This is a genomic window from Vibrio renipiscarius, from assembly GCF_000827885.1.
GTDB classification, from domain to species: domain Bacteria; phylum Pseudomonadota; class Gammaproteobacteria; order Enterobacterales; family Vibrionaceae; genus Vibrio; species Vibrio renipiscarius.
Window position 1 is genome coordinate 110,361 of the sequence record NZ_JTKH01000006.1, and the last position, 14,238, is coordinate 124,598.

Consider the following 14,238-nt stretch of genomic DNA (forward strand, 5'->3'; position numbering starts at 1 on the left):
GATCTCTATTGCTCAAGTTCAGTTTGCTGAAGATCCGGCTCCTGAAGATCGATTGAGTTGGTTTCATCTTCAATCGTATCAATGCGGTATTGTTCTTCTTCCTCTGCGCGTTCCTGTGCTTTTTGTTCATCCACTTCTTGACCAGTCAGCATGGTGCCAGCTTCGATATCTGCTTTTAGGCGAGCCATTTGACGAATGATTTGGCTTGCGGCTAGTTTGCGCATTTCATCTTCAATCATGTCGCGCTCAACCGATTTTGCAAGAGCGGTGAGTGGGTTATCAAGATAGCTGCGCGTCACGCTAGTGGAGAGTTGGCGTGAACCAATTTCAGGAATCGTCACGCGGTATGAAGTATTAAATGTAAGTTCTTTTTCGGCTGCGCGCGTATTTTGGTAGAGCGACAATGTACGTTCGCCGACGCTTTCACCGAGCAAGTGAAGATTTGGGACATTTTCAGCTGGTGGCACAAGGGTGACTTCACTCATGCGCAGTTGAGCGCGCATCATACGGGTAAAGGTGCTGTATTGGTCGTAACTGGTGAGCGACATAGTGTCGAGTTCTTCGGGAATCGAATAATCGCCTCGTAGGTGGAAACCACAAGCAGTCAAAAGGCTCGCTGCTAGTACAACACTAGTTAGCTTAATCGAAGATAGGGAAAATAGACGCATTGAGGTACGGCTCTCTGTTATGGGTTATTTATCTAAAATCACTGACGATTGAGTGGCAAGTCGCGAGTGACTTTAGATAAATAAACAGGGTGGGGAAACCACCCTGTTTATAGGCAGGAGCACCGCGATTGAGTCGCCATGTTCCTGCGCTGAGTGACGAGAATTAGTTTGCTACGATGTTCAACAGTTTACCTGGTACGTAAATCACTTTACGAATGGTTAAACCATCAAGGAACTTCGTTGCGTTTTCATCATTTAGACCAAGTTCACGAACTTGTTCTTCTGTTGCGTCAGCGGCAACGGTGAGTTTTGCACGCAGCTTACCGTTGATCATCACAACAACCGTGATTTCGTCTTCAACCAGTGCGTTCTCATCGAATGTTGGCCATGTTGCTGAGTCAACATCTGATTCACCTAGTGCAATCCACATTTCGTAGCTGATGTGTGGTGTCATAGGGTAAAGCATACGTACAACCGCTTTTAGTGCTTCATCTAGAATCGCGCGATCTTGCACGGACTCTTGAGGCGCTTTCGCCAGTTTGTTCATCAGTTCCATGATCGCGGCGATCGCAGTGTTGAACGTTTGACGACGGCCGATATCGTCCGTTACTTTCGCGATCGTTTTGTGTACATCGCGACGTAGGGCTTTTTGGTCACCAGACAGTGCTGCAACGTCAACCGCTTCAGCTGCGCCTTTCGCTGTGTGGCTTGCCACAAGCTTCCAAACACGTTTTAGGAAGCGGTTAGCCCCTTCAACGCCTGACTCTTGCCATTCCAGCGTCATGTCCGCTGGTGATGCAAACATCATGAATAGACGAACGGTATCTGCACCGTATTTGTCGACCATCTCTTGTGGGTCAATACCGTTATTTTTTGACTTAGACATTTTGATCATGCCTGAGTGTTCAACGTTACGACCTTGGTTATCAACCGCTTTCTCGATACGACCTTTACCATCACGCTCAATGGTGACGTCAGTCGGTGCGATCCACTCTTTACCGCCTTTTTCAGTGGTGTAGTAGAACGCATCCGCAAGAACCATGCCTTGGCATAGTAGCTGCTTGAATGGTTCGTCAGAGGTAACGTAACCTGCATCACGTAGCAATTTGTGGAAGAAGCGCGAGTACAATAGGTGCATACAAGCGTGCTCGATACCACCGATGTACTGGTCTACTGGCAGCCAGTAGTTTGCTTTTTCTGGGTCTAGAATGTCGTCTGCTTGTGGAGAACAGTAACGTGCGTAGTACCAAGATGATTCCATAAAGGTATCGAAGGTATCGGTTTCACGCAGTGCTGGCTCGCCATTAAATGTGGTCTTCGCCCACTCTTTGTCTGCTTTGATTGGGCTTGTTACGCCATCCATCACAACATCTTCAGGTAGGATCACTGGCAGTTGGTCTGCAGGAACTGGGTGAACTTCACCGTCTTCAGTGGTTACCATTGGGATTGGTGCACCCCAGTAACGTTGACGAGATACGCCCCAGTCACGTAGACGGAAGTTAACCGTTTTAGTGCCTTTGCCTTCTGCTTCTAGTTTCGCTGCGATAGCATCAAATGCCGCTTGGAATTCTAGGCCGTCGAATTCGCCTGAATCAAACAGAACACCTTTTTCAGTGTAAGCCGCTTCAGAAACGTCAACGTCAGAGCCATCAACCGGCTTGATAACTGGAATGATGTCTAGGCCGTACTTGGTCGCAAACTCAAAGTCACGTTGATCGTGAGCAGGAACCGCCATTACCGCGCCTGTGCCGTAATCCATCAGTACGAAGTTAGCAACAAAGATAGGCACTTCACGACCGTTCAATGGGTGAATAGCAGTAAGGCCAGTCGCCATACCTTTCTTCTCCATTGTCGCCAGTTCCGCTTCGGCTACTTTGGTGTTCTTACATTCTTCAACGAATGCTGCAAGCTCAGCGTTGTTCTCAGCCGCTTTTTCAGCCAGAGGGTGACCAGCAGCAATACCGACGTAAGTCACGCCCATAAGCGTGTCAGGACGTGTGGTGTACACTTCTAGTGGTGATGCTTCGCCTTGCACTTCAAATGAAAGCTCGACGCCTTCTGAGCGGCCAATCCAGTTACGCTGCATGGTTTTCACCATATCAGGCCAACCATCTAGGTTGTCTAGATCGTCAAGTAGCTCTTGAGCGTATTCAGTGATTTTAATGAACCACTGTGGAATTTTCTTTTGCTCAACCGGCGTGTCACAACGCCAGCAGCAGCCGTCTTCAACCTGTTCGTTCGCAAGAACGGTTTGGTCGTTAGGACACCAGTTTACAGAAGACGTCTTTTTGTACACTAAGCCTTTTTCGTACAGCTTAGTGAAGAATTCTTGTTCCCAACGGTAGTACTCAGGCGTACAAGTTGCGAATTCACGATTCCAATCGTAACCAAAACCAAGCAACTTAAGCTGGTTTTTCATGTATTCGATGTTTTCGTAAGTCCAAGGCGCAGGTGCAGTGTTATTTTTTACTGCTGCGTTTTCTGCTGGTAGGCCGAATGCGTCCCAACCGATAGGTTGCATTACGTTTTTACCTTGCAGTCGTTGGAAACGAGAGACAACATCACCGATAGTGTAGTTACGCACGTGACCCATGTGCAGTCGACCACTTGGGTACGGGAACATAGACAAACAGTAGAATTTTTCTTTGTTTGGGTCTTCACTTACAACAAAGGTCTTGTTGTTATCCCAGTGCTGTTGAACTTTTTGTTCAATATCTTGCGGGTTATATTGCTCTTGCATCGATGATATCCGGTTATCTTGGAAAGTGTGAGTTCAGTTAGAACAGACAATAATAGATCGTCATAGAATACATAAAGGAGCAGTGTTCAACAATAGCCAGCATGCTTCATCCATAAACTTGCTGGTTTGTTGATTGATTTCATCTTCTGAATCGCACTCGGTGGCGTTCAGAAGTTCACTCATTTACCGTGCAAACTGAGTAAACCACCGGTTTTAGCGGGATGACATGATAGTGGGAGTGACTATGCCAAAACGTAAATCGAGTTATGAAGATATGTTTGAAGATGTGGTGGAAGCACTCAAACACAGTCCGGAAGAGGTGAATCACGTGCTCGAAACGTCGGGTAAATACGTGGAAGCCGCCAACGATATGACCAAAGATGAACTTGCTTTGATTTCAGCTTACATGAAATCCGACTTGAAAGAGTTCTCTGAGAATTATGAACACTCTAAGAGTGGGCCATTTTATCAAATGGTGACCAATTCAATCTGGCAAGGGTTGCTCGATATCACGGACCGAACCAAGGTGGAGTGGGTTGAGTTGTTTGCAGACTTAGAGCACCAAGGTTTGTACCAAGCGGGTGATGTGATTGGGCTAGGCACTTTGGTGTGTGACGAATGTGGCCACCAAACTCAATACAATCATCCCACCGAGATCATCTCGTGTATTCAATGCGGCCATACGGCATTTACACGTAAGCCATTAAAACCTTAGCTTAAAATCAATTCAGCTGAAGAAAAAAGGGCTCATTTAAGAGCCCTAATTTTTTAGTTCTGACGACGGAGGTAAAGGCCAATCGAAATACATAGCATGACCCAAATGTACAGCGGCCAAGAGCCTACGGCATGGTAAGGCGTTTGCCCTGTGGTCGAGGTGACATTTGCACGCAATACACCGGTTTCAAACTGAGGGATTTGCGCCGTAATTTGACCTCTGTAATCGGTCACGGCAGTCACGCCGTTGTTGGTGGAGCGAATCACGGGTTTACCGAACTCTAATGCACGCATACGTGCGATTTCCATGTGCTGGAGTGGGCCAACAGAACGGCCAAACCATGCGTCGTTTGATAGGGTGAGAATAAAGTCGGTCTCATCGGTGATGTTTGCACGCACCTGTTCACCAAAGATGATCTCATAACACAATGCAGGGGCGAGTTGTTTGCCATTTGCATCAATGTTTTGCTGTATATAGTCACCACGACTAAACGATGACATTGGTAAATTGAAGAAAGGTGCGAGTGGTCGCAGCAACGCTTCAAACGGGACAAACTCACCGAAAGGCAGTAAGTGGTGTTTGTGGTAGCGCTTTTCTAAGTCGTAACTGTAATCACCGTAGCTCGTTTCACCTAGCGATAGGATGCTATTGTAGAACTGGCGATCGTTCCCTTGATTGACCACTCCAGTGATCACCGCACTTTGATTGGCCTTAGCATGGCTATCTAAATTTGATAAGAAAGAGCTGATCTCAAACTCGAAAGCCGGGATCGCGGCTTCTGGCCAAATGATAATATCCGCATCCCAGTTTTCACTGGTGAGATCGACATATTTCATAATGGTTGGCCAGCGCTGACTTGGTTGCCATTTTAGAGCTTGTTCGATGTTGCCTTGAATCAAAGCAAATTTAGTCGTGCTGTCTTTGTCTGGTGTGACCCAGTGGATATTGCGTAGACCAAAGCCGGTTGCCATGATAATCAGAGGCAAAAGCAGCATTGACCATTGTTTATGGATGATCGCATAAGCGATGGCGCTGGCACTGATGAGGATCAGTAAGGTAATCAGTTCTACCCCGCCTAGCGGAGCAAAACTCGCCAGTGGCGAATCGATTTGGCTGTAGCCAAGCCAAAGCCATGGAAAGCCCGTCATAACCCAGCCGCGTAACCAATCACAGATAAGCCATAGTGCGGGTGCGAGAAGTAAAAATCGAATGCGATTGCTTTTTGGCGCCAAGCGATTGAGTAGCCCAGCAAATAATGCAGGATAAATAGCCAGGTAAGTGACCAATAGCGTCATCAAAAACAGGCTGGCAATCTTTGGCATGCCACCGAAATTATCAATGCTAACGTGTACCCAACTGATGCCGGTTGCGAACTGACCGATGCCCCATGCAAAACCGATCACGATTGCTTTTTTGGTACTTTGACCCTCTAGAATCCACAGTAAGGCCACGATGCTGATGATCGCTAAAGGCCATACTTGGTATGGGGCAAATGAAAATGTGGTTAGAGCGCCAACAAAAGCGGCCCCTAGGGGCCGCTTGAGGCGATGAACTAGTGTACTAATCATCGTTATTATCTTATCTAGAAGAAGTGTAGATTATTCTTCAATAGGTTGCGGTGATGGTTCGCCGTCCGGCACAGTCACTTGCAGTTGGATAACGCGGCGGTTATCTGCTGCAGTTACTTTAAAGCTGTAGTGATCAATTTCTACAACTTCACCTCGTGCTGGTAAATGACCGAATGTCGTCATTACCAAACCACCCACGGTATCTACTTCTTCATCACTGAACGAAGTGCCGAAGGTTTCATTGAACTCTTCAATAGTGGTGAGGGCTTTGACAGCATACGTGTGCTTACTGAGCTGGCGAATATCAAGTTCTTCCTCGTCGTCGAACTCGTCTTCGATGTCGCCAACGATTTCTTCAAGAATGTCTTCGATAGTCACTAGACCTGATACACCACCAAATTCATCCACAACGATCGCCATATGGTAGCGTTCTTCACGGAATTCTTTCAGTAGTCGATCAACACGTTTGCTTTCAGGCACGACAACCGCAGGACGAATAACTTCTTCGATATCGAAGCCTGCGCAGTCAGAACCTAGGTATTTGATTAAGTCCTTCGCGAGTAGGATGCCTTCCACATGGTCTTTATCTTCGCTGATCACTGGGTAGCGAGAGTGTTGAGCGTCGGTAATCAGTGCAACCAGTGCATCTAGATTATCGGTGCGTTCAACCGTAACCATTTGCGAACGCGGGATCATAATGTCACGCACACGCATTTCGGAAATTTCCATAACACCTTCGAGCATGTCGCGAGTGTCGTGGTCAATTAGGTCATTCGATTCTGAGTCACGGATGACATCGACGAGTTCTTGGCGATCTTTAGGATCACCTTGAAATAGTTGACCTAGGCGTACAAAGAAGGACTTTCTACTCGGACCTTCTGATTTTTCTTTCTTACCTTCTAGAGATGAGGGCGAATTATCTTCGTTCATTGTGTCTCAATTACGTAACGCTATCAGAAGTGTGATAGCTCACATTCGAAAACCAAACTGGCAATGGCGAGCTTAATTTTTTTCGGTAGAGTAATCGAAATTACTCTTTTTCTGCAATGTACGGGTCTTCAAAACCCATAGATTGCATAATTTCAGTTTCGAGCGATTCCATCTCTTCAGCTTCATCGTCTTCGATATGATCATAACCTAGCAGATGCAAGCTGCCATGTACAACCATATGAGCCCAATGTGCTGAGGTCGGCTTGCCTTGTTCAATCGCTTCTTGTTCAACAACTTGTCGACAAATAATTAAGTCACCCAATAAATTCATTTCCATGCCAGCGGGCACCTCAAAAGGAAATGACAGGACGTTAGTGGGTTTATCTTTGCCGCGGTACGTTAAATTCAGTTGGTGACTTTCTTGTTCATCCACAATACGCACGGTGATTTCAGCGTCTTTTTGAAACAGTGAAATCGCTTTGCTCGACCAAAGGTGGAGATCTTCAAAACTTGGTAAACCTTGTTCATTGCCGACGGCAAGTTGTAGATCCAGTTCGATTGTCATTATTGCTTATTCTCCGGAGCTACTTGGCTAAGCTCGGCTTGTTGCATTGCAAGCAATTGCTTTTCGCGTTCTTCTTGGCGACGCTTTTCAATCGCTTTGCGTTCTTTTTGGTCTTGTGTTTCCCATTTCTCATAGGCATTCACGATTCGCGCAACCACTGGGTGGCGTACGACGTCGTCTGCAAGGAAGAAATTGAAACTGATTTCGTCGACTTCATTCAGCACTTCAATCGCATGACGTAATCCTGAACGAGCACCACGCGGTAAGTCGATTTGAGTTACATCACCGGTGATCACCGCACGAGAATTAAAACCAATTCGGGTTAAGAACATTTTCATTTGTTCTACCGTGGTATTTTGGCTTTCATCTAAGATGATAAAGGCATCGTTCAGTGTGCGACCACGCATGTACGCCAGTGGCGCGACTTCAATCACATTACGCTCGATAAGTTTTTCAACTTTTTCAAAGCCAAGCATTTCGAACAAGGCATCGTATAACGGGCGTAAATAGGGATCGACTTTTTGACTCAAGTCACCCGGTAAAAATCCGAGCTTTTCACCGGCTTCAACGGCAGGGCGAGTCAATAGGATTCGGCGTACTTCTTGACGCTCAAGTGCATCCACGGCGGCGGCTACGGCGAGGTAAGTCTTACCTGTACCGGCAGGGCCAATACCAAAAGTAATGTCGTGGGTGACCATGTTAACCAAGTATTGGGCTTGATTCGCCGTGCGAGGCTTGATCACCCCTTTCTTTGTTTTGATAAAGACTTCTTTACCATGGTCGGTATTTGGTGCGGTCTCTTGTTCAAGGATGCCCGTTTCTTTCACCGCAAGATGAATCTCTTCAGGGTCAATGTCGGGGATATTTCCGCGAACAGGGGCCGTATTGACGTAAAGGGTTTTAATGATTTCAAGCGCAGCTGCGGAGGTGTGAGGCTTGCCCACGATAGTGAAGAAATTACCTCGGTAGCTAATTTCAACGCCTAAACGACGTTCTAGATGCTTAATGTTGTCATCGAATGGTCCGCAAAGGCTGGCTAAACGGCGATTATCGGCAGGTTCTAGATCGATCTCTAGCGTGATAATTTTATTGCTCAAAGTTACCTCTCATTGTGGCCATGATAAGGAGAACTGAACGTCAGTTCTCCTATAGCATTATACGAGCTTATGGCGTAAACGTAGCAACACCGAGCTCGTCTTCGCGACGAGTATTCACCATCATTTGTGTTGGTGAGATCATCGAGCGAAGATCCATGTCTTTTTCTGTGCGAATCAGCTCACCACGTAGGGAGTTGGTCATCACATCGACAATTTTCACATCAACGAACTGGCCGATCAGATCAGCAGAGCCTTCGAAGTTAACTACTCGGCTGTTTTCAGTACGGCCGCGAAGCTCCATCAGATTCTTTTTCGATGGGCCTTCAACCAGAATGCGTTGCTCAGTATCAAGCATTTGACGAGAGTAGCGCATTGCTTGTGCATTGATGGTTTGTTGCAGTTCATACAAACGTTCTTTCTTCACTTCTTCTGCAAGATCACATGGGTAATCGGCCGCTGGTGTACCAGGGCGAGGCGAGAAGATGAAGCTGAAGCTCATATCAAAATCGACGTCTTTGATAAGCTTCATTGTGTCTTGGAAATCTTTGTCTGATTCACCAGGGAAACCAACAATAAAGTCAGAGCTAATTTGGATATCAGGGCGAGCTTTACGCAGTTTACGAATGATCGATTTGTACTCAAGTGCCGTGTGCGGACGCTTCATCATTGTTAAAACGCGATCACTACCACTTTGTACCGGCAAGTGAAGGAAGCTCACAAGCTCAGGCGTGTCTTCATAAACAGCAATGATGTCGTCAGTAAACTCAAGTGGGTGACTTGTGGTGAAGCGGATGCGATCGATACCATCGATAGACGCCACTAAACGCAGAAGTTCAGCAAATGAGCAGATTTCACCATCGTGCATTGGACCACGGAACGCATTCACGTTTTGGCCAAGCAGGTTTACTTCACGGACACCTTGTTCCGCTAGCTGTGCAATTTCAAAAAGCACATCATCTAGAGGACGGCTTACTTCTTCACCACGTGTGTATGGCACAACGCAGTAAGTACAGTATTTAGAACAGCCTTCCATGATGGAAACAAACGCCGTTGCGCCTTCTGCGCGAGGCTCAGGCAGGTTATCGAATTTTTCAATTTCTGGGAAAGAAATGTCCATTACTGGCGCTTCGGTCTGCTGCGATTGTTTAATCATTTGTGGTAGGCGGTGCAGAGTTTGCGGGCCAAAAATCACGTCCACGAATGGTGCACGCTGGCGAATATGATCACCTTCTTGAGTTGCCACACAGCCACCCACACCAATTACAACACCGGCTTTTTTATCTTTTAGTGTTTTCCAACGGCCCAGCTGGTGGAAAACTTTTTCCTGTGCTTTTTCACGGATCGAACAGGTGTTAAGTAGAAGTACATCTGCTTCTTCAGGGTCTTCCGTTAGCTCGTAGCCGTTTGCAGCATTAAGCAGGTCGGCCATTTTTGATGAATCGTATTCGTTCATCTGGCAGCCCCAAGTTTTAATTAGCAGTTTCTTACTCATCACTTTCGCTCGTGTTTAATCTTAAAAAATCGTTGAACTGGCGGTCTTTAATGACGGCTGTTCATTCAAATTATAGCCGCTGTCAAAGCGGTAAGCGGCGTATTGTACTGCTTTAAAAAGCACCTGACTAGTGCTGCGATAAAATCAGTCAATGCTTGATTTTACAAGGGCTTTGCCCATGGTCGCCTTGAGGTTTTTAGTTACATTTTATTAATCAATCCGTACAATAAAAATTCACCCACAAATCAAGATGATGACGCGCATAAAATGAACAAGTTTGATATTGCAGTGATTGGTGGCGGCATGGTTGGTGCTGCTGTAGCGCTCGGTTTAGCGAAGCAGGGCAGGCAAGTCGTATTGATTGAAGGTCAGCAACCACAAGACTATGTTGATGATCAGGCCATGGATATTCGTGTCTCAGCGATTTCTCATCATTCGGTTGAAATATTGCAAAAACTTGGCGCGTGGCAAGCCATTACACAAATGCGAGTTTGTCCGTATCGTCGCTTGGAAACATGGGAACATCCAGACTGCCGTACCCGCTTTAGCAGTGAAGAGCTCGGGTTAGAGCAGCTAGGTTACATTATCGAGAATCGCCTTATTCAGCTGGGCTTGTGGGCGCAATTTGAACAATATCCCAATTTAACAGTGATTTGCCCTGACTCACTCGCCTCTTTGTCATTTGGCGACAGTGTCTATTTGACGTTAAATTCGGGCAGCCAATTAACCGCTGAATGGGTCGTTGGGGCGGATGGTGCCAATTCAAAAGTACGTGATTTGGCCGGCATAGGCGTTACCGCATGGGATTATCGTCAACATTGTATGCTAGTGAATGTGGCCACAGAGTCCGAACAACAAGACATTACTTGGCAGCAATTTCATCCGACGGGGCCTCGTTCATTTTTACCGCTTTGTGGTCAGCAAGCATCATTGGTTTGGTATGACACACCGAAGCGTATTCAACAGCTCCGTATGATGACAGATGCGAACTTGCGAGATGAAATTCGCGCCCACTTTCCCGAAGAGTTGGGGGATATACAAGTGCTGCAACACGGAGCATTTCCTTTAACACGACGTCATGCTCAGTCGTATGTTAAGAATCGCTGTGTTCTTGTTGGGGATTCGGCGCACACCATTAATCCGTTGGCAGGTCAGGGCGTTAATCTTGGTTTTAAAGATGTTGCTGCGTTATTAGAGGCCTTGGAAGGGGAGTCGATGTCATTGGCTTTGTTCAAACATTATGAGCGTAATCGCCGTGGTGATAATTTATTGATGCAAGCAGGTATGGACGTCTTCTATAAAGGATTTAGCAATGACATTGTCCCTCTAAAATTACTGCGTAATGCGGCGCTTAAATTGGCAGATAAAACAGGACCGATTAAGCGAGAAGTACTGAAGTACGCTTTGGGTTTAGAGAATGCCGATAAGCGGAAATAAATGACCGCCAATAAAAAACGCTGCTCAAGGGCAGCGTTTTTTTCGTTTAGCTAAGTAGGAATTACTTAGTAACGCGTAGAACTGGAGTTTCACCAACAGTAACAGAACCAGAAAGCTTGTTCAGCTCTTTGATTTCGTCCATGTTAGAGATAACAACTGGTGTTAGCGTTGATTTTGCTTTTTCTTCTAGAAGAGCAAGATCGAATGTAATAACAGTGTCGCCAGCTTTAACTGATTGACCTTCTTCAGCGATACGAGTGAAGCCTTCGCCTTTTAGTTCAACAGTATCGATACCGAAGTGAACGAATAGCTCAACGCCGTCGTCAGACTCGATAGAGAATGCGTGGTTAGTTTCGAAGATCTTACCGATAGTACCGTTTACAGGAGCTACCATTTTGTCGCCAGTTGGCTTGATAGCAATACCGTCACCAACGATTTTTTCAGCGAATACAACATCTGGCACATCTTCAATGTTTACGATTTCGCCTGATAGAGGTGCGATGATTTCAATTGCACCAGCGTCAGCGCTGTCATCAGATACTAGCTTCTTAAGTTTATCAAACAGACCCATTGTGTCATGCTCCTAACGTTTAGTTTTGTTCTTTCGAAATATACTATACCAATCTAGTCGAATAGACGAACATTTTTAGCCGTCTATTCAACGCATTGCCAGGTTACTTGGAAACGCCTGTTTGTCCTTTACCCCGATAAAAGGGTATGTGACTTAGCGTGCGTTTCCAGTTTTCCTTACGTTTCGATTAGAAATGCAGATTATTGCGTTTTTTCAGCAATAAATTTTTCAACAACAGCTTCAATTTCAGCAGCAGTTGGTAGAGAAAGTGCTTCTTCAGCCATCGCTTTAACTTCAGCGAAGTTAGAGTTACGGATCACTTTCTTAACCGCAGGGATAGAAATGCCGCTCATTGAGAACTCATCTAGACCCATGCCAAGTAGAAGTAGAGTTGCACGCTCATCGCCTGCAAGTTCGCCACACATACCTGTCCACTTACCTTCAGCGTGAGAAGCATCAATTACTTGCTTGATCACAGTCAGTACTGCTGGTGATAGTGGGTTGTAAAGATGAGAAATCATCTCGTTACCACGGTCAACGGCAAGCGTGTACTGAGTTAGGTCATTGGTACCGATAGAGAAGAAAGAAACTTCTTTCGCTAGGTGGTGTGCAATGGCTGCTGCTGCTGGCGTTTCAACCATAACACCGATTTCGATGTTTTCGTCAAATGCTAGCTCTTCTGCACGCAGTTCTGCTTTGTATTCTTCGATCGCTTTTTTCAGCTCACGAATTTCTTCAACAGAAATGATCATTGGGAACATGATACGTAGCGTACCGTGTGCTGATGCACGTAGGATACCACGTAGCTGATCACGTAGGATGTCACGACGATCCAAGCTGATACGTACTGCACGCCAGCCTAGGAACGGGTTCATCTCTTTTGGTAGATCCATGTATGGTAGATCTTTATCACCGCCGATATCCATAGTGCGGATAATCACAGCTTGACCTTCCATTGCTTCCGCAACTTCTTTGTATGCTTTGTATTGCTCTTCTTCAGTTGGAAGCGCAGTACGATCCATAAATAGGAATTCAGTACGGTATAGACCAACACCTTCGCCACCGTTACGGATGATGCCGTCACAGTCTTTCACTGTACCGATGTTACCGCATACTTCTACGCGGTGACCGTCAGTGGTTTCTGCGTGTAGGTCTTTTAGTTTTGCTAGCTCTTCTTTTTCAGCAATGAAAGCCGCTTTCACTGCTTTTGCTTCTTCAATTTGAGCCTCAGAAGGGTTCACGACAATTTTATTGTTCATCGAGTCAAGAATTAGCATGTCGCCATTCTTAACTTTCTTAGTGATGTCGTTAGTACCAACGATCGCTGGAAGCTCAAGAGAGCGAGCCATGATTGAAGTATGAGAAGTACGACCACCGATATCACATGCAAAACCTAGCACGTAATCTAGATTGATTTGCGCAGTTTCTGATGGCGTTAGGTCGTAAGCAACTAGGATTACTTCTTGATCGATATCGCTTAGCGATACGATGTTGATGCCTAGAGCGTTTTTAACGAAACGAGAACCAATGTCGCGGATATCTGTCGCGCGCTCTTTTAGGTATTCGTCGTCTAGAGACTCAAGTGCACATGCTTGTTCTTCGATAACGGTGTAGATTGCGTTATCAGCAGACATTTTGTCTTTTTTGATTAGTGCTAGGATTTCTTCTTCTAGCTCTTCGTCTTCAAGAAGCATGATGTGACCTTCAAAGATCGCTTCTTTCTCTTCACCGAAGGTTTCAAGTGCTTTTTGCTTGATGGTTTCAAGCTGAGCAGAGGATTTGTTACGCGCGTCAAAGAAACACGCCACTTCTGCTTCTACTTGATCGTCTGTGATCGGGTTTGTATTTAGTACAATTTCATCTTCTTGAAGTAGTAGTGCTTTACCAATAGCAATACCAGGAGATGCTAGGATGCCTGAAATCATAGCCTTACCTTAAATTGGTCAACTTTAAACGGGAGAAATATGGATGCGCTAACGATTATGTTTAGCTTATTTTTTGCCCTATTTCCAACAAAGCCACTTTGTTTTCACAAAATGGCTTTTAAAAATAGGAGACCGGATTAGTGTAGTTGGTCCATTAGAGCAACTAGGTGGTCTACAGCTTGCTGTGCTTGTGGGCCTTCTGCTGAGATTTGAACTACTGTGCCTTTAACTAGGCCAAGAGTTTGCAGTTTGAAAAGGCTTTTTGCGCTAGCGCTTTTACCGTTTGAAGTCACAGTGATGTCCGCGTCGAAAGCTTTTGCTTCTTTTACGAACTGTGCAGCAGGACGAGTGTGAAGGCCATTTTCTGCAGTGATTTCAACTTGCTTCTCGTACATTTTGTATACCCCAATTAATTTATATTATAGATAGTTTATTCATCAGATCTAGCTTAACGGTTTCTGAAAGCGGCTTCTATAAACACGCCATCATTATTTGTTGAAACTGATGCTGATTACAAATATTGCAGTAAC

General features: G+C 45.6%; 12 protein-coding genes. 2 read left to right on the forward strand and 10 right to left on the reverse strand.

The features are described 5' to 3' along the window. Nucleotides 1-5 precede the first annotated feature (5 nt). Together OJ16_RS03730 and leuS are read right to left on the reverse strand one after the other, a co-directional pair. A complete protein-coding gene (locus OJ16_RS03730) occupies nt 6-668 on the reverse strand; it encodes an LPS-assembly lipoprotein LptE (RefSeq protein WP_040987592.1) in 663 nt (220 codons plus the stop codon). Between the two features lie 163 nt (nt 669-831). Beyond that, nucleotides 832-3,408 (reverse strand): leucine--tRNA ligase, encoded by a 2,577-nt coding sequence (gene leuS, locus OJ16_RS03735; protein WP_040987594.1) that lies wholly within the window; start codon nt 3,406-3,408, stop codon nt 832-834. Between the two features lie 244 nt (nt 3,409-3,652). Here leuS and OJ16_RS03740 point away from each other — a divergent pair, with 244 nt between their 5' ends. Beyond that, complete coding sequence (locus tag OJ16_RS03740) at nt 3,653-4,123, forward strand: zinc ribbon-containing protein (protein WP_040987596.1); 471 nt, start codon at nt 3,653-3,655, stop codon at nt 4,121-4,123. Between the two features lie 53 nt (nt 4,124-4,176). Here the strand turns inward: OJ16_RS03740 and lnt are convergent, their stop codons facing one another. From lnt to miaB, 5 genes are all read right to left on the reverse strand, one after another. After that, a complete protein-coding gene (lnt, locus tag OJ16_RS03745; RefSeq protein WP_040987598.1) occupies nt 4,177-5,691 on the reverse strand; it encodes an apolipoprotein N-acyltransferase in 1,515 nt (504 codons plus the stop codon). A gap of 30 nt (nt 5,692-5,721) precedes the next feature. Further along, nucleotides 5,722-6,621, reverse strand: coding sequence for a CNNM family magnesium/cobalt transport protein CorC (gene corC / locus OJ16_RS03750; RefSeq protein ID WP_040987600.1), 900 nt, complete (start codon nt 6,619-6,621; stop codon nt 5,722-5,724). Between the two features lie 100 nt (nt 6,622-6,721). After that, complete coding sequence (gene ybeY, locus OJ16_RS03755) at nt 6,722-7,186, reverse strand: rRNA maturation RNase YbeY (RefSeq protein WP_040987602.1); 465 nt, start codon at nt 7,184-7,186, stop codon at nt 6,722-6,724. Beyond that, the gene (locus OJ16_RS03760; RefSeq protein ID WP_040987605.1) at nt 7,186-8,283 is read right to left on the reverse strand and encodes a PhoH family protein; all 1,098 of its coding nucleotides are present in this window, start codon (nt 8,281-8,283) and stop codon (nt 7,186-7,188) included. The genes ybeY and OJ16_RS03760 overlap by 1 nt, the downstream gene beginning before the upstream one ends. Before the next feature lie 67 nt (nt 8,284-8,350). Further along, nucleotides 8,351-9,775, reverse strand: coding sequence for a tRNA (N6-isopentenyl adenosine(37)-C2)-methylthiotransferase MiaB (gene miaB, locus OJ16_RS03765; RefSeq protein ID WP_040987607.1), 1,425 nt, complete (start codon nt 9,773-9,775; stop codon nt 8,351-8,353). 267 nt (nt 9,776-10,042) lie between these two features. Here miaB and OJ16_RS03770 point away from each other — a divergent pair, with 267 nt between their 5' ends. Beyond that, nucleotides 10,043-11,212 (forward strand): 2-octaprenyl-3-methyl-6-methoxy-1,4-benzoquinol hydroxylase, encoded by a 1,170-nt coding sequence (locus OJ16_RS03770; RefSeq protein WP_040987609.1) that lies wholly within the window; start codon nt 10,043-10,045, stop codon nt 11,210-11,212. A 61-nt stretch (nt 11,213-11,273) separates the two neighbouring features. On the opposite strand, the gene crr is transcribed toward OJ16_RS03770, so the two are convergent. The 3 genes from crr to OJ16_RS03785 all read right to left on the reverse strand — a co-directional run bounded on the left by crr (nt 11,274) and on the right by OJ16_RS03785 (nt 14,103). Beyond that, nucleotides 11,274-11,783 (reverse strand): PTS glucose transporter subunit IIA, encoded by a 510-nt coding sequence (gene crr, locus OJ16_RS03775; protein ID WP_040987611.1) that lies wholly within the window; start codon nt 11,781-11,783, stop codon nt 11,274-11,276. 200 nt (nt 11,784-11,983) lie between these two features. Then, nucleotides 11,984-13,708, reverse strand: coding sequence for a phosphoenolpyruvate-protein phosphotransferase PtsI (ptsI, locus tag OJ16_RS03780; RefSeq protein ID WP_040987613.1), 1,725 nt, complete (start codon nt 13,706-13,708; stop codon nt 11,984-11,986). Between the two features lie 137 nt (nt 13,709-13,845). Further along, nucleotides 13,846-14,103: an HPr family phosphocarrier protein gene (locus OJ16_RS03785; RefSeq protein WP_040987615.1), complete on the reverse strand. Its 258-nt coding sequence runs from the start codon at nt 14,101-14,103 to the stop codon at nt 13,846-13,848. Between the last annotated feature and the right edge of the window lie 135 nt (nt 14,104-14,238).

Excerpts from the sequence above, each read along its gene's own strand:
- OJ16_RS03730 (WP_040987592.1), bottom strand. The coding sequence starts at position 668 with ATGCGTCTATTTTCCCTATCTTCGATTAAGCTAACTAGTGTTGTACTA.
- leuS (WP_040987594.1), bottom strand. The coding sequence starts at position 3,408 with ATGCAAGAGCAATATAACCCGCAAGATATTGAACAAAAAGTTCAACAG.
- OJ16_RS03740 (WP_040987596.1), top strand. The coding sequence starts at position 3,653 with ATGCCAAAACGTAAATCGAGTTATGAAGATATGTTTGAAGATGTGGTG.
- lnt (WP_040987598.1), bottom strand. The coding sequence starts at position 5,691 with ATGATTAGTACACTAGTTCATCGCCTCAAGCGGCCCCTAGGGGCCGCT.
- corC (WP_040987600.1), bottom strand. The coding sequence starts at position 6,621 with ATGAACGAAGATAATTCGCCCTCATCTCTAGAAGGTAAGAAAGAAAAA.
- ybeY (WP_040987602.1), bottom strand. The coding sequence starts at position 7,186 with ATGACAATCGAACTGGATCTACAACTTGCCGTCGGCAATGAACAAGGT.
- miaB (WP_040987607.1), bottom strand. The coding sequence starts at position 9,775 with ATGAGTAAGAAACTGCTAATTAAAACTTGGGGCTGCCAGATGAACGAA.
- OJ16_RS03770 (WP_040987609.1), top strand. The coding sequence starts at position 10,043 with ATGAACAAGTTTGATATTGCAGTGATTGGTGGCGGCATGGTTGGTGCT.
- crr (WP_040987611.1), bottom strand. The coding sequence starts at position 11,783 with ATGGGTCTGTTTGATAAACTTAAGAAGCTAGTATCTGATGACAGCGCT.
- ptsI (WP_040987613.1), bottom strand. The coding sequence starts at position 13,708 with ATGATTTCAGGCATCCTAGCATCTCCTGGTATTGCTATTGGTAAAGCA.
- OJ16_RS03785 (WP_040987615.1), bottom strand. The coding sequence starts at position 14,103 with ATGTACGAGAAGCAAGTTGAAATCACTGCAGAAAATGGCCTTCACACT.